Source organism: Acinetobacter rudis, assembly GCF_000829675.1.
In the GTDB taxonomy this organism is placed as follows: Bacteria; Pseudomonadota; Gammaproteobacteria; order Pseudomonadales; family Moraxellaceae; genus Acinetobacter; species Acinetobacter rudis.
In genome coordinates this window covers 11,939-26,507 of record NZ_BBRX01000027.1, presented here as the reverse complement: position 1 = coordinate 26,507, position 14,569 = coordinate 11,939, and the positions used below count along the sequence as shown (strand labels likewise).

The 14,569-nt window shown below is 39.9% G+C and carries 13 protein-coding genes and 3 tRNA genes; 12 read left to right on the top strand and 4 right to left on the bottom strand.

What is annotated here, in order from left to right; all coding sequences use genetic code 11:
* Positions 1 to 59: 59 nt before the first annotated feature.
* The 3 genes from Aru01_RS07925 to Aru01_RS07915 all read left to right on the top strand — a co-directional run bounded on the left by Aru01_RS07925 (position 60) and on the right by Aru01_RS07915 (position 2,789).
* On the top strand, positions 60 to 1,379 hold the full coding sequence (locus Aru01_RS07925; RefSeq protein WP_016655613.1) for an adenylosuccinate synthase: 1,320 nt from the start codon (positions 60 to 62) through the stop codon (positions 1,377 to 1,379).
* Between the two features lie 191 nt (positions 1,380 to 1,570).
* Entirely contained in the window at positions 1,571 to 1,888 is a 318-nt protein-coding gene (locus tag Aru01_RS07920) for a hypothetical protein (protein WP_016655614.1), read from the top strand.
* Between the two features lie 115 nt (positions 1,889 to 2,003).
* Positions 2,004 to 2,789: a M48 family metallopeptidase gene (locus Aru01_RS07915; RefSeq protein WP_016655615.1), complete on the top strand. Its 786-nt coding sequence runs from the start codon at positions 2,004 to 2,006 to the stop codon at positions 2,787 to 2,789.
* Between the two features lie 64 nt (positions 2,790 to 2,853).
* Here the strand turns inward: Aru01_RS07915 and Aru01_RS07910 are convergent, their stop codons facing one another.
* Positions 2,854 to 3,981 carry a DUF6670 family protein gene (locus tag Aru01_RS07910; RefSeq protein WP_040331097.1) on the bottom strand — a complete coding sequence of 376 codons (1,128 nt, stop codon included), beginning with the start codon at positions 3,979 to 3,981 and terminating at the stop codon, positions 2,854 to 2,856.
* A gap of 97 nt (positions 3,982 to 4,078) precedes the next feature.
* Positions 4,079 to 4,960 (bottom strand): ATP-binding protein, encoded by an 882-nt coding sequence (locus tag Aru01_RS07905; protein WP_016655617.1) that lies wholly within the window; start codon positions 4,958 to 4,960, stop codon positions 4,079 to 4,081.
* A gap of 172 nt (positions 4,961 to 5,132) precedes the next feature.
* Between Aru01_RS07905 and Aru01_RS07900 the strand changes: the two genes are divergently transcribed.
* The 5 genes from Aru01_RS07900 to Aru01_RS07880 all read left to right on the top strand — a co-directional run bounded on the left by Aru01_RS07900 (position 5,133) and on the right by Aru01_RS07880 (position 7,892).
* Positions 5,133 to 6,641 (top strand): DUF3336 domain-containing protein, encoded by a 1,509-nt coding sequence (locus Aru01_RS07900; RefSeq protein WP_016655618.1) that lies wholly within the window; start codon positions 5,133 to 5,135, stop codon positions 6,639 to 6,641.
* Positions 6,634 to 7,458: a protein kinase domain-containing protein gene (locus tag Aru01_RS07895; protein WP_016655619.1), complete on the top strand. Its 825-nt coding sequence runs from the start codon at positions 6,634 to 6,636 to the stop codon at positions 7,456 to 7,458. Before Aru01_RS07900 ends, Aru01_RS07895 begins: the two co-directional genes overlap by 8 nt.
* 107 nt (positions 7,459 to 7,565) lie before the next feature.
* Positions 7,566 to 7,650, top strand: a tRNA-Leu gene (locus Aru01_RS07890).
* Positions 7,651 to 7,694: 44 nt separating this feature from the next.
* Positions 7,695 to 7,768, top strand: a tRNA-Trp gene (locus Aru01_RS07885).
* A 39-nt stretch (positions 7,769 to 7,807) separates the two neighbouring features.
* Positions 7,808 to 7,892, top strand: a tRNA-Leu gene (locus Aru01_RS07880).
* A 260-nt stretch (positions 7,893 to 8,152) separates the two neighbouring features.
* Here the strand turns inward: Aru01_RS07880 and Aru01_RS07875 are convergent.
* Both Aru01_RS07875 and gloB read right to left on the bottom strand, forming a co-directional pair.
* Positions 8,153 to 8,356, bottom strand: a complete 204-nt coding sequence (locus Aru01_RS07875) for a hypothetical protein (protein ID WP_016655620.1) — start codon at positions 8,354 to 8,356, stop codon at positions 8,153 to 8,155.
* A gap of 451 nt (positions 8,357 to 8,807) precedes the next feature.
* On the bottom strand, positions 8,808 to 9,539 hold the full coding sequence (gene gloB / locus Aru01_RS07870; RefSeq protein ID WP_016655621.1) for a hydroxyacylglutathione hydrolase: 732 nt from the start codon (positions 9,537 to 9,539) through the stop codon (positions 8,808 to 8,810).
* 139 nt (positions 9,540 to 9,678) lie between these two features.
* Between gloB and hutC the strand changes: the two genes are divergently transcribed.
* The 4 genes from hutC to hutH all read left to right on the top strand — a co-directional run bounded on the left by hutC (position 9,679) and on the right by hutH (position 14,542).
* Positions 9,679 to 10,428: a histidine utilization transcriptional repressor HutC gene (gene hutC / locus Aru01_RS07865; protein ID WP_016655622.1), complete on the top strand. Its 750-nt coding sequence runs from the start codon at positions 9,679 to 9,681 to the stop codon at positions 10,426 to 10,428.
* Positions 10,425 to 11,012 carry a HutD/Ves family protein gene (locus Aru01_RS07860; protein WP_016655623.1) on the top strand — a complete coding sequence of 196 codons (588 nt, stop codon included), beginning with the start codon at positions 10,425 to 10,427 and terminating at the stop codon, positions 11,010 to 11,012. Before hutC ends, Aru01_RS07860 begins: the two co-directional genes overlap by 4 nt.
* 235 nt (positions 11,013 to 11,247) lie before the next feature.
* Entirely contained in the window at positions 11,248 to 12,924 is a 1,677-nt protein-coding gene (gene hutU / locus Aru01_RS07855) for a urocanate hydratase (RefSeq protein ID WP_016655624.1), read from the top strand.
* 88 nt (positions 12,925 to 13,012) lie between these two features.
* Entirely contained in the window at positions 13,013 to 14,542 is a 1,530-nt protein-coding gene (gene hutH / locus Aru01_RS07850) for a histidine ammonia-lyase (protein WP_016655625.1), read from the top strand.
* Positions 14,543 to 14,569: the final 27 nt, after the last annotated feature.

Genomic DNA, 14,569 nt, shown 5'->3' with positions numbered 1-14,569 from the left:
ATGGTGGGCAAGTTGCCCACTAGGTTGCAATTTTAACAGCATGATGTAATGAGGCTATTATGGGCAAGAATGTTGTGGTACTCGGTACCCAATGGGGTGACGAAGGTAAAGGTAAAATCGTCGACCTGCTCACCGATCAAGCGGCTGCGGTAATTCGCTATCAAGGTGGTCATAACGCGGGTCATACACTCGTAGTTGGTGGTAAAAAGACTGTATTACACCTCATTCCGTCAGGTATTTTGCGTGAAAACGTGATGTGCTTAATCGGTAATGGTGTGGTACTTTCACCAGCAGCATTGATCGAGGAAATGAACATCCTTGAACAAGAAGGTGTACCAGTTAAAGAGCGCTTACGTGTGTCTCCAAACTGTCCATTGATTTTACCGAACCACATTGCTTTAGACCAAGCACGTGAGAAAAAACGTGGAAATGCCAAAATTGGTACAACTGGTCGTGGTATTGGTCCAGCGTATGAAGATAAAGTTGCGCGCCGTGCAGTTCGTGTTGCTGACTTGATTCGTGGTGGTGAACATTTAAAAGCACTTTTAGTTGAGTTGCTTGAATACCATAATTTCCAATTGACTCAATTTTACGGCGTTGAAGCTGTTCAACTTGAAGATGTATTGGCGCTATGTGATCAATGGCGTGAAGTTTTAGCTCCATTAGTAATTGATGTAATCAGTGAATTGCACACATTACGTAAAAATGGTGAAAACTTGATGTTTGAAGGTGCACAAGGTTCTTTACTTGATGTTGACCATGGTACATATCCGTATGTTACATCTTCAAATACCACTGCTGGTGGGGTAAGTTCTGGTTCTGGTCTAGGTCCATTACACCTTGACTATGTCCTTGGTATTACTAAAGCATATACAACACGTGTAGGTGCAGGTCCATTCCCAACTGAGTTGGTTTATGACGCTGCGAATGACGTGGGCGATGCAATTGGTAAACATTTAGGTACAGTAGGCCATGAATTTGGTGCTTCTACTGGTCGTCAGCGCCGCTGTGGTTGGTTCGACGCAGAAATTCTACGTCGTTCAGTTGATGTAAACTCATTGTCTGGTATTTGCTTGACTAAACTTGATGTACTTGACGGTTTAGAAGAAGTGAAAATCTGTGTAGGTTATGAGTCTGAAGACTGTGGTTGTGCCGGCTCTTCTGATGCTTTGGCATTTGAAACTTTAAAACCAATCTATGAAACTATGCCAGGTTGGAGCGAGTCTACAGTGGGTCTAACTCAAGTTGACCAACTTCCAGCGAATGCTTTGGCTTATGTAAAACGCTTAGAGCAATTGATCGAATGCCCAATTGATATTATTTCAACGGGTCCTGATCGTGCTGAGACCATTGTTATACGTCATCCATTTGACGCATAATATGTGCTTTGGGCTGAACTTAAGTTGAGTTTGGCTTTAAGTAAAATGAAGCCCTGTGAATACAGGGCTTTGTTGTTTTTGATCTTGATGTAAAAATATTCAGTTAAAAATAAGACTTATCAGACTAAAGTCCAGTGTTATCTGTTTGTGCTCATCGATCAAACTCAGTACAAGCTTATGAGTGTTTAAAGATGAAATTACTGCCTAATATTTCCAAAACAATTTTTCATTCCTTTATTTTCGCTTTAGGAGGAGCACCGACAATTGCCATGTGGCTCAGTACAGAGCGTGTAGCTGATCCTGAGTTGTTTTTTAGTGCATTTATTAGTCTTACGGTTTTGCTTGCATGTGTCCTATTGCCGATTATTTTTATACAGAATATATTCTTACTCATTAAAAGACAGAGTCCTATCGTTGAAGATAAGGTTGCTCATTTAAGTTGGTTTTATTTGATATTGAATGTAATTTGTCTTATATATTGGTTACTTAGAGTGGCAAATTTAATTTAGAACACTATGATTTTACATAACGTGTATATGTTCTCCATAATGTGATGATTTTAATGATTTAATATTTTGTCTATAATATTGAAAAATATAAGTAATATTTATCTGGAGTTTAGATATGTGGAATAAATCGGCCATTGCTGTGTTGCTTGCTGGCTTGGTGACTTTGTCTGGGTGTACGACGATGGCCGATCTGGCAGGAGCTGACACTCAAAGCCTAAATGCTATGTCAGCCAAAGCATTTAATGAGACCATTGTAAAAGCTCAAGCAGATCGTACTTTAGACACCAGCTCTAATACTTATCGCCGTGTTAATGCAGTGTTTTTACGTATGAAACCTTATGCTGATCAGCTCAATCAAACCGGTGCACCCTTTGACTGGAAATTGGCTGTATTAAAATCAAATACGATGAATGCTTATGTTGCCCCAGGAGGCAAAGTGGTGTTCTATACTGCGATTGTAGAAAAGGTCAAACTTACTGATAACGAAATTGCTGCGATTATGGGTCATGAAATGACACATGCATTAGAAGAGCACTCTAAAAGTAAGATTGGTGCACAGGCCTTGACCAGCCTTGCCATTGGGATTGGTTCTAGTTATGCAGCAGGTGCTGGAGCTGGCAACCTCGGTTCTGCTTTAGAGTTAGGTGGCTTAGTTGGAGTAGGTTTGCCGTATTCACGTAGTTTGGAAAGTCGTGCTGATGTTGGTGGTTTAATGCTTATGGCACGTGCTGGATATGACCCTAAAGCTGCTGTGACTTTATGGGAAAAAATGGAAAAGATGGATGGTGCTCAAGGTTCATCATTCTTATCGACTCACCCAGCAAACAGTAAACGTATCGATGATATGCGTAAAAATTTACCTGCAGCACAGCAGATTTATAATGCGAGCTCACGCAGGTAAAACAGCAATTCAAAAGAATATATAATTTAATTAAACCCAGTTCACTGAACTGGGTTTAATGTTTTTAGATTTCGACTTCGGTAATTTCTTCAAGATCGTCTATAAAGCTTTTTTGGTCTTCAACATTAATGTACTCCATATAGCCACGGCCCTTAATTTTTTGTTGATGAAAATGGCCGTTATATTGAAAACTACTGACATAGCCGCGGCCACGACCGTAGTGAAACGGTGCATCAGCAGTGGCAAAAATTTCAAAAAACTCGTTGCCTTGTTCATCAAGAGCTTGCCAAGAAAAGTTCTTGGGTAGGCGCATTTTTTCGCCACTCGGTGAGCTGAACTCATCTAAATGATGGGCAATGACCTTGAAAGTTACTTGCTGATAAACCTCGTTATTTTGGTTGAGGCGACGTACATGCATACTCACCACAGCAGGTGTGTTAATTAGGTTGGCTTGTGTGAGTATAATCTGAGTCTGTTCATCAATATTAATGATTTGGTGGGTAAAAAAATCGATAGGGATTTTATACTGATCACTAATTTTTGTTTGAATTAAGCTGTGCAAACCTACAGCACGTGCGTACTCATAACTACACAAACCCTTTTGTTCAATGCGCTGTTGATTATATTCAATATGACCATGATATTGGCTGAGTAAGCTGAAATGATCATATACCGGGGTTTTAATAAACCAAGATACTTGGTTGCTAATATGTAGAAAGAAATGGAATTTAAGTTGGTTGTATTCTCCATGAACTTCAATATGTGGCAATGCACCACTGATGGTAATTTCTTTACCAAACTGTAGTAGGTGGCCATCATTTTGAATATGTGTTTCCTCTGGAATCACATATGCCTTGAGCAAGGGTTGTGCTGTATTGGCTGTACTGGAAAAAACAGATGCATGTTCTCGAGGGGATTGTTGATCATCTTCTGTTGCATCAAAGGCAAGGGCACTCGGTGTGCCAAGTAAAATAACAATATTTAAATAACGAAATGGCTCATCCAAAACGGGGAAAAAAATGCCGTATTGTGTCCAGCTATAATACTTTTCGTCTAATCGCGGCAAAATAATATTGTGTTGTTGAAAGGGCTGAGTGGAATGAGACAGGGCACTATCTACCAGTGGTTTTCCCCATAGCATGCCCAGCCCCATTACCTTACTCAATATTGATATTGGTGGATTTACTTTCATTTTTATTTCCATACGCTGGCATAGTCTTTTTAGCGTATGGATAAGTTAAGTATTATTCCAATATCTTTCAGGACAACAATAAGGCATTTTAGGACAATTACTGTGTATTTTTGCCTTGCAGTGATTGTGAACCAATCCAATGCTTAGAAAATTGGTATGCTGCACGGCCACTACGTTGTCCACGTGCTTGGCACCATCTTAAACTCTCTGCACGTACATGTTCATCAAAAGCCAAACCTGCACGTAGAAGATAATGTTCAATAATTTGCAAGTATAACTGCTGATCCATGGGGTAGAAAGACAGCCAGATACCAAAGCGGTCAGATAAAGAAATTTTTTCCTCAATCGCTTCTTGTGGATGCAATTCTTTATACTGCGGCACGCCAACTTGAGTAATAGGTGTGTTCTCAGACATAAACTCAGGCAGTAGATGACGGCGGTTACTGGTCGCATAAATAATGAAATTATTTGCACCTGACTGTAATGAGCCATCTAAAACACTTTTTAAACTTCGGTAGTTTTCATCTTCAGCATTAAATGCCAAATCGTCACAGTACACGATAAATTTTTCAGGGCGGTCTTTAATGAGTTTTTGAATCAGCGGTAGATCTGATAGGTCATCTCGTTCGATTTCAATTAAGCGTAAACCTTGATCATGATAATGACTCAATAGTGCACGTACCACAGAGGATTTCCCAGTACCACGTGAGCCTGTGAGTAAGATGTCATTGGCAGGTAAGCCAGCTAAGAATTGTTCTGTATTTTGCAGAATAATTTTCTTTTGACGATCGATACCCATTAGGTCATCTAATTGAAATTGTTTTGGTTGAAAAATAGGTTTCAGTTGTTTTTCCTGCCAGTAAAAAGCTGGCGCAGAAAAGTCCGGTTGTTGTATAGGTGGGGGGAGGACCTGTTGGAGTTGTCCTAATACTATCGATATAGATTTTAATAAATCTTCTGGTAAATCAAGGCTTGCCATAAAATTCTTCACTTATTTAAAATCCATACATAGTAGCAAACCTTGAAAGTGATGTGCAGCTTAACGGAAGTGGAAAAAATAATACTTTAAGCTTGGGCAATATCCTTATATGATCGCTAGGGTAAACAGGAATTGATTAAATTGATAAATCGAAAAATGTCAAGAGGTACATATGATCTTAGACTACAACCATGATCTGAATCCGCATCAAGCGTACCGTATAAAAAAATTAAAACGCCAACTTAATCAGGCTCAAAATTATAACGAATGGAAGTCTATTGCGTTAAAACTGGATGAGGAGACCGGTGCGCAAGAGTGGAAATATGATAACAGTTCACCTTATTTTGATACTGAAATTATTGCTTATCGCTTAAATATGTTGCGGCGTTATCGTAGTCAAAATCGTATTACGGATTTAATCTATATTTTACGTGAAGGTTTTAGCTACGATATCGGGAATATAGGCCATCCAATGTTGTATGGTTCGACCTATATCGGGACTAAAAAAATTATTGAAGATTATATTGATGAAGTCAGTGACTCCTTACTTTTTATTGCCTCTGCTGCTTGTAGCAGCCTGAGTTTAGAAGAAAAACTTAACTTTTTTAATAACTGTAGTAAAGCCTATGGTCAACCTGCAATTATGTTTTCAGGTGGTGCAACATTAGGTTTATTTCATACAGGCGTATGTAAGGCCTTACTTGAACAAGATCTTTTGCCAAAGGTTTTGTCTGGATCAAGTGCGGGGGCAATTATGACTGCCATGCTAGGAACACGCGCACCAGAAGATATTCAGGCAACACTTAAAGGGGACTACTTTTATAGTGAGGCTTTTAAGTTCCGCTCATTAAAAGATATGTTAAAGGGCAATGGTGGTGTTGCAGATGTACGTTACTTAAAGAAATTTTTAATTGAGAATTTAGGTGATGTAACTTTTGAAGAGGCCTATCAGCGTTCGGGGCTTGATATCAATATTACCGTTGCTCCTTATGATGTGTCACTTGAAGGAGCAAGGATTATGAATAAATATACTTCCCCTGATTTGTTGGTTTGGAGTGCTGTGCTCGCTTCGTGTGCTGTACCAGTGCTATTCCCGCCAGTACGTTTAACCAGTAAACGCTATGATGGCGTGCATACACCATATATGGCGAAGACACGCTGGGTGGATGGAAGTGTTCAAAGTGACTTCCCGCAAGAGCGCATGGGTAAACTGTATAATTTAAATTACACCATTGCCTGTCAAGTGAATCCACACATTGTGCCATTTATGCAAACCGATGAAGAACGTTACCGTAAAGACCTGCTGAGTTGGCCTGAACGTATTATTCGTGAGCAAGGTAAGAGTATTGCGATGAGTACGATGGATTTTACCCGAAGCAGAATGTCTCGGTTGCCATCTTTACGCCGTATGCTTGATCAAGGTTATGGCATTATCGATCAGCGCTATTATGGGGATGTTAATATTATCGGTCAGTTTAACCTAAAGCATTATATGTATATGTTGCAAAACCCTAGACCTAATTTATTTAACTCCTTGCAACGCGAAGGAGAGCAGGCAACTTGGCCGAAAATATCTAGTATTGAAACACATGCGCGTATTGGTAAAACCATTGAGCACTGTCTAGCGGACATCAATACAAAACTTGAGGAGTTACAACGAGAACATACGGCTGGTGTTTAATCCAAAAGCGTATTTGCAACTGAATCCTGCGCAGAATATGAGCCATCATCTTGCTACGGGACGTTTACTTTATTACTGTCAGGATCAGCAGCCTGCTTATTGGTTGAAATTACAAGTAAAAGGAGTGGATGTAAAAAGTGAAACTTCTTTTGAGCATGAGTTAGGGGTTTATCAAAAACTACAGCTTTTGCATCAGCAGAAATTACTGATGAAGCCGAGCGCAGCATCTGTTTGCTTAACGCATCAACTTATCCCGTCTACACATATACTTGGCGGACCTGAACATCTTGTATCCCACGCGTTGATGCTTGCGGATAGTCAGGCGTTGTTTGTGCCTACAGAGCTCAATTTTGCAACCCAACTGCATCTTTTAATTCAAAGTTTAAATGTATTGGGACAGCTGCACGATGAAGGTTATGTACATGGTGATTTAAAAACTCAGCATTTTCGGCGACAACAACAGCAGTGTTATTTGATTGACTTTGAACAATGTGTCGAGATCGGAGTGCAGGTTGAGAATACAGTAACTGCGACACCTCGCTATATGGCACCTGAACTTTTCCATGCCAAGAAAAAAACCATTCAGACTGATATCTATGCGTTAGGCGCAATATGGTTGCAGTGGCTGAATCATGTACGTTGGCCGAGTCGGAGTTACATCGATTGGGCTTATTGGCACTGTCAGTTTTTATCTGTAGAGCTTGATCGAGATTTTGCTATGTTACAGCCGATCTTAATGCGTATGTTGGCTAAAAATCAGTCGCAACGCTATCAGCATATTGAAGAAATAAGGCTTGATTTGGCGAGAGTTGTTTGAAAAATATATGAAAAACACATTTTTGTTTTATATTTAAGCAAACAATAATCTTTTTTGAGAAAAAAGCTTGTCAGCTCTGAGTGATCTCTATAATATACACAGCCATCGGGGGCGTGGCGAAATTGGTAGACGCACTGGATTTAGGTTCCAGCGCCGCAAGGTGTAAGAGTTCGAGTCTCTTCGCCCCCACCAACTTATATCATGAAGTGGCTTTAAATCACGATGTTAAGTTAAATAGAGGATTGGTGTAATGGTAGCATGACGGTCTCCAAAACCGTTCGTCAAGGTTCGAATCCTTGATCCTCTGCCAGATTAAGTTGTTAATATTCCAAATATATAGTTTTATATTGGGGGCGTGGCGAAATTGGTAGACGCACTGGATTTAGGTTCCAGCGCCGCAAGGTGTAAGAGTTCGAGTCTCTTCGCCCCCACCATTTTATAAGGACAAGATCACTATCTTGTCCTTTTTTTTATTCTTTATTTGCTGAAAAGCTGATTCTAAATTAAGTAAAAGTGCGCACCATATATAAAAAAGGCACTACGATGAGGTAGTGCCTAAATAGGGAACTTCGTTTTAAAATAATGATGTGATGAAGATTACATATGTAGCTAATGTCCAACAGGTATAAAATCAATCAAAATCTTGCAAGTACAGCACATATATCCAGATGATATTGAGTCATAATAGATAAATTTAAGCTTTCAGGTGGTCCTCAAACTCTTCACCTAATTGAACAGCCAATGAATTACCAGCCAAATCACAGGTGACTAAGCCATATTCTTTCTTAAAACTAAAGGTAAAACCTTTACCATCTGCTAAGTTTTTCACCGAGTATCCTAGCTTTTCTAACCAAATTCTAAATGCAATTAAGTTTTTTGCTTTAACGACTTTTTTCATCCTAAATCTCCTTCAAGCTTGCATGGGAAATTAATAAGGGTTATCTACAAATTTTTAAAGGGTCAATGAAAGTTATCATACGCTTAACTGGTCAAAATACATCAGAATGTTCGTATCAAAATAAAAATAATGCTACAAAAAATCAATGTATTTGAAATTTGCATTTTCAACAATATTGTTTTTAAACAATGGCTTGTATTGTTATTTTTGCTCAATTCTACTTTTTTTATGCAAAATGAGGACACTGATATTTATTAATTTTATTTTATTGATTTTATTGTTGAAAATGTAAAGAAAAATGTCAGTGTAAGCCCTTGGTAACAAAATAGCTGAATCACGTTAGTGAAAATGACACAGAGGATTAAATCAATGCACTGAAAATAAATATGATGCTGTGCAGTTTTATGCAACAGCAGCATATTTTGATCAAAATAGACGCAAATTTTAAGGTTTAAAAATGATCCTTACGTTGTCTAAGCTCGGTGAAGTCCGCTAGATTTTCAGCGCGTAAAAACGGATTGGTCGCCAATTCAAGTTCAATGCTACTTGGTAGAGTGATTTCAGAATATTGGCGCTGTTTGCGGACTTGATCTAGACGTTGTTGAAGTGCAAGGTTGTTGGGTTCAACTGTGATGGCAAACTCGGCATTGGAAAGCGTATATTCATGTGTGCAATAGACTTGTGTTTGTATGGGTAATGCTGCCAGTCGGTTCAAGCTATGAAACATTTGTTCAGCAGTACCTTCAAACAGGCGACCACATCCCATGGCAAATAGGGTATCCCCACAAAATACGCTTTCTAAGCTTTCAATAAAATAAACGATATGTCCAAGGGTATGACCAGGGACAGCAATAATATCGACACGAAGATCATGAAAATATACTTGATCTTGGTCGTCAAGTGGATGATCAATAAATGGGATCTTACTGAGTTCGGCGCGTGGTCCATAGACTGAAATATGTTGTTCTGCGATCAGTTGTGGTACGCCACCAATGTGGTCTTTATGCCAGTGAGTTAGCCAAATTTGTTTTAGGGTGAGTTGGTGATCACGACAAAATTGTTGTACTAAATGCGCTTCAGTTGGATCGATTGCAATGACTTCACGGCTAGCTTGGTGCTCAATTAGCCAAATATAATTTTGTAATGCATTCTTAACATCAATGACATGAATTTTATAGGCCATACAGATCTTCCTTGTGAGGCAAGTAACATTGCATATGAACAATGGCGATAATGGATTTAATCTCATGTAATCTTGTATATACAACTACAATGAACATAGACTAAACTCAGTATAGCATTAAGAGAAATTGAGTTTGAGCATGTCAACCGAATTAAGCCTAGATGATTTTAATTTATCAACAAATGATGAACCTTTACCGATCTATGCTCGCGTAAAAAAACAGATTCAGCAGCGGATCAATGACGGGAGTTGGAAGAGTAACGATAAAATACCTTCTGAGAGCGATTTTGTTAAGCATCTAGGTTGCAGTCGTATGACCATCAATCGGGCATTACGTGAACTGACACAAGAGGGTTTATTGCTGCGTATTCAGGGAGTTGGTTCTTTTGTCGCTGAAGGGCAACGCCATAGTGCCTTATTTCAGATTAATAATATCGCAGATGAAATTGTTGCTCGTAATCATGTACATCGTGCTGAAATATTGGTTTTAGAAAAAATTAAAGCCAATGCTGAGCAAAGCATGTTGATGCAAAAACGAGTGGGTGATGTGTTATTTCATTCTGTGATTTTACATTTTGAAAATGATGTACCTGTGCAAATTGAAGACCGTTTGGTGAATGCAGCTTTACTGCCAGAATATTTGCAACAGGATTTTCATCAAATCACGCCGAATGCATATTTGATGGCCAACACACCGATGACCGAAGGTCAGCATGTGGTGGATGCAATTTTGGCGACAACCGAACAGTGTAAATGGTTAAAAATAAATAAATCAGAGCCTTGTTTGCAGATTCGTCGCCGCACTTGGTGTAATAAGCAGTTGATATCTAGTGCAAGACTGATTTACCCAGGAAGTCGTTATAGTTTAGAGGGGCGGTTTGTATCATGATACAAATATTGACATCCGCTAATTATAAGACCATGCCATGGAAAAATGGTTTGGGCAGTACCATTGAATTGGCACGAGATGCAGGGCAGGACATGCAACAGTTCTTGTGGCGTATTTCCATGGCAGATGTCTCTACGAATGGTCCATTCTCAATTTTTCCTGATCGGCAGCGCCTGTTGAGTATCTTAGAGGGCGAGGGGTTAAGATTGAATTTTGTGCAGCGAGGTTTGCAGCAAACGGTTAAGGGCTTAGATGTATGTGCTTTCTCTGGGGAGGATGTAATTGAGTCTGTACTGCTTGATGGTCCTGTTCGAGATTTTAATTTAATTTACAGTGCAGCACACTTTTCGGCGCAAATGAAAAAATTTAATGGCGACCTAACAGCTATTGAATTGAATAGTGGTGCTGAGATCATTTTAATTTATAACCATGCACAGCCAATAACCTTAGAACTCGATCAGCAATACTATCCATTAAACTCTGGGGAGAGTCTGAAAGTTGAAAAAAATAGTGATATACAACTAATAAAATTTCTTAAAAATACACCTTTTACAGGGGTGATCATCGAATTATACGCACGATAAGTCGCTTTATAATTTTTTAAAAAATTTAAAAAGCATCATTGTTGTCTTATTTTTAAAATATAAATAAATAAAAAACAGTACCTTATTTTTAATTAATCATTTTTTTATTTCAGCATCTTCACAAGAGCTTATTTTGCTGTGTATTATGTACTTGTATAGATAAGTAAATACATATTCATGTATGTTAATTAAGGTAAAGTTTTAAGGTTCAACTGTTCAATAAGGAGTTTTGACAGTGTCAAAGGAAATTACAAAATATAGAGATGTGGAAATCAGAGCACCACGAGGTACAACACTGAACGCCAAAAGTTGGCTAACAGAAGCACCATTACGTATGCTCATGAATAACCTAGATCCTGATGTCGCTGAGAATCCTAAAGAGTTGGTGGTTTATGGTGGTATTGGTCGTGCCGCGCGTAACTGGGAATGTTATGACAAAATCATTGATACATTAAAAAATCTGGAAGATGATGAAACATTATTGGTGCAATCAGGTAAACCAGTAGGTGTTTTTAAAACGCATGCTGACGCACCTCGCGTATTGTTAGCCAATTCTAATTTGGTACCACATTGGGCAAATTGGGAACACTTTAATGAACTAGATGCAAAAGGTTTGGCTATGTATGGCCAGATGACAGCTGGTTCATGGATTTATATTGGTAGCCAAGGGATCGTTCAAGGAACTTACGAAACCTTCGTCGAAGCTGGTCGACAACATTTTAATGGTGACTTAACTGGGTGTTGGGTCTTAACTGCAGGTCTAGGTGGGATGGGTGGTGCGCAGCCACTGGCAGCAACTTTAGCGGGTGCTTGTTCTTTAAATATTGAGTGTCAACAAAGTAGTATCGATTTTCGCTTACGTACACGTTATGTCGATGAGCAGGCCACTGATCTAGACGATGCTTTAGCAAGAATTGAAAAATATACGCAACAAGGTAAAGCGATTTCAATTGCACTTCATGGAAATGCGGCAGAAATTTTACCTGAATTGGTACGCCGTGGTGTACGCCCAGATATGGTCACGGATCAAACCAGTGCACATGATCCACTTAATGGTTATTTACCAATAGGTTGGACATGGGAAGAATACCGCCAACGTTCCAAAACAGAGCCTGATGCGGTTGTCAAAGCAGCCAAACAGTCTATGGCAAAACATGTTCAAGCGATGTTGGATTTTCAAGCAATGGGTATTGCGACTTTTGACTATGGCAATAACATTCGTCAAATGGCAAAAGAGCAAGGTGTGACCAATGCCTTTGATTTTCCAGGTTTTGTACCAGCATATATCCGACCATTATTTTGCCGTGGGATAGGGCCTTTCCGTTGGGTGGCTTTGTCAGGAGATCCTGAAGATATCTATCGCACAGATGCTAAAGTGAAAGAATTAATTCCTGATGATGCACATTTACATCGTTGGTTAGATATGGCACGTGAACGTATTAGTTTCCAAGGTTTACCTGCACGTATATGTTGGGTTGGCCTTGGTCTACGTGCCAAATTGGGCCTAGCTTTCAATGAAATGGTCCGTAGCGGTGAAGTTTCTGCTCCGATCGTCATTGGTCGTGATCATTTAGATTCAGGTTCTGTTTCAAGTCCTAACCGTGAAACTGAGGCCATGCAAGATGGCTCAGATGCTGTATCGGATTGGCCATTATTAAATGCATTACTCAATACTGCTGGTGGAGCAACTTGGGTGTCTTTACACCACGGTGGTGGTGTAGGTATGGGCTTCTCACAGCATTCTGGGGTAGTGATTGTGTGCGATGGTACCGATGAGGCCGCTGCACGTATTGCAAGAGTATTGACCAATGATCCTGCAACAGGCGTTATGCGTCATGCCGATGCAGGTTATGACATCGCTGTACAATGTGCCAAGGAACAAGGCTTAAAGCTTCCAATGATCACAGGTTAGTGATAAAGCAAAGCTAAAAACCTAAACAATAGCCCAAAGACCCGTTATTGTTTAGGTAAAAATAATCGAAAAACATCTGGAAATTACAATGAATATACTTTTACACCCAGGACAATTAAAACTCGCTGATCTACGCGAAGCGTATTTAAATCCCATTAAAGTTGAACTCGATCACAGTGCACACGCTGCGATTGAAGCAAGTGTTGCTTGTGTTAATGCAATTGTTGCTGAAGGACGTACAGCCTACGGTATCAATACGGGTTTTGGTTTATTGGCCTCGACAAAAATTGCCAATGAAGATTTAGAAAAATTACAACGCTCATTGGTATTGTCCCACGCTGCTGGTGTAGGTGCGGCATTAGATGACAACATGGTGCGTTTAATCATGTTACTCAAAGCCAATAGTTTAGCTCGTGGTTTTTCGGGTATTCGTTTAAAAGTTATTGAAGCGCTATTGGCATTAATTAATGCTGAAGTTTATCCACATATCCCATTAAAAGGGTCTGTGGGTGCTTCTGGTGACTTGGCGCCTTTGGCTCATATGTCATTGGTTTTACTGGGTGAAAGTAAAGCACGTTATAAAGGTCAATGGTTGCCTGCGGTTGAAGCATTAAAGATTGCTGGACTGGAGCCAATTTCATTGGCTGCAAAAGAAGGCTTGGCACTGTTAAATGGTACTCAAGTTTCAACTGCTTATGCTTTGCGTGGTCTGTTTGAAGCTGAAGACCTATTTGCGGCTGCAACAGTTTGTGGTGGTCTGAGTGTTGAAGCAATGCTGGGTTCACGTGCACCATTTGATGCACGCGTACACGCGGTACGTGGTCAACAAGGGCAAATTGATGTTGCAGCAGCATATCGAGATTTATTGACCGAAGGTAGTGAAGTTTCTGAATCACATAAAGACTGCTCTAAAGTACAAGATCCGTACTCACTGCGCTGCCAACCTCAGGTGATGGGCGCATGTTTAACTCAAATTCGTCAAGCTGCAGAAGTGTTGGCTATTGAATCGAATGCTGTATCTGATAACCCATTGGTATTTGCTGCAGAAGGTGATGTGATTTCAGGGGGGAATTTCCACGCTGAACCCGTTGCGATGGCAGCAGATAACTTGGCATTGGCGATTGCTGAAATTGGTTCACTCTCAGAACGTCGTATCTCTATGATGATGGACCGACATATGTCACAATTGCCGCCTTTTTTAGTGGCTAATGGTGGGGTAAATTCTGGCTTTATGATTGCACAGGTGACTGCAGCTGCTTTGGCGAGTGATAACAAAGCATTGGCACATCCAGCAAGCGTAGACAGTTTACCAACATCGGCTAACCAAGAAGACCATGTCTCAATGGCTCCAAATGCAGGTAAGCGGTTGTGGGAAATGGCTGAAAACACGCGTGGTGTTTTGGCTGTGGAATGGTTAGGTGCTTGTCAGGGTCTCGATTTTCGTGAAGGTTTAAAGAGTTCGCCTAAACTTGAACAAGCAAGAAAGATTTTAAGAACACAAGTTCCTTATTACAGTGAAGATCGTTTTTTTGCCCCTGATATCGAACAAGCAAGTGAATTGCTTGGCAGTGGCTGCCTAAATACTTTATTGATCGCTGATCTATTGCCGAGTATTTAGCACAGCATGGTGTGATCAAAGGAATAG

Coding starts and splice junctions, on each gene's coding strand:
- hutC (WP_016655622.1), top strand. CDS start 9,679: ATGTCAACCGAATTAAGCCTAGATGATTTTAATTTATCAACAAATGAT.
- Aru01_RS07910 (WP_040331097.1), bottom strand. CDS start 3,981: ATGAAAGTAAATCCACCAATATCAATATTGAGTAAGGTAATGGGGCTG.
- Aru01_RS07900 (WP_016655618.1), top strand. CDS start 5,133: ATGATCTTAGACTACAACCATGATCTGAATCCGCATCAAGCGTACCGT.
- Aru01_RS07915 (WP_016655615.1), top strand. CDS start 2,004: ATGTGGAATAAATCGGCCATTGCTGTGTTGCTTGCTGGCTTGGTGACT.
- Aru01_RS07925 (WP_016655613.1), top strand. CDS start 60: ATGGGCAAGAATGTTGTGGTACTCGGTACCCAATGGGGTGACGAAGGT.
- Aru01_RS07875 (WP_016655620.1), bottom strand. CDS start 8,356: ATGAAAAAAGTCGTTAAAGCAAAAAACTTAATTGCATTTAGAATTTGG.
- Aru01_RS07905 (WP_016655617.1), bottom strand. CDS start 4,960: ATGGCAAGCCTTGATTTACCAGAAGATTTATTAAAATCTATATCGATA.
- Aru01_RS07920 (WP_016655614.1), top strand. CDS start 1,571: ATGAAATTACTGCCTAATATTTCCAAAACAATTTTTCATTCCTTTATT.
- Aru01_RS07860 (WP_016655623.1), top strand. CDS start 10,425: ATGATACAAATATTGACATCCGCTAATTATAAGACCATGCCATGGAAA.
- gloB (WP_016655621.1), bottom strand. CDS start 9,539: ATGGCCTATAAAATTCATGTCATTGATGTTAAGAATGCATTACAAAAT.
- hutH (WP_016655625.1), top strand. CDS start 13,013: ATGAATATACTTTTACACCCAGGACAATTAAAACTCGCTGATCTACGC.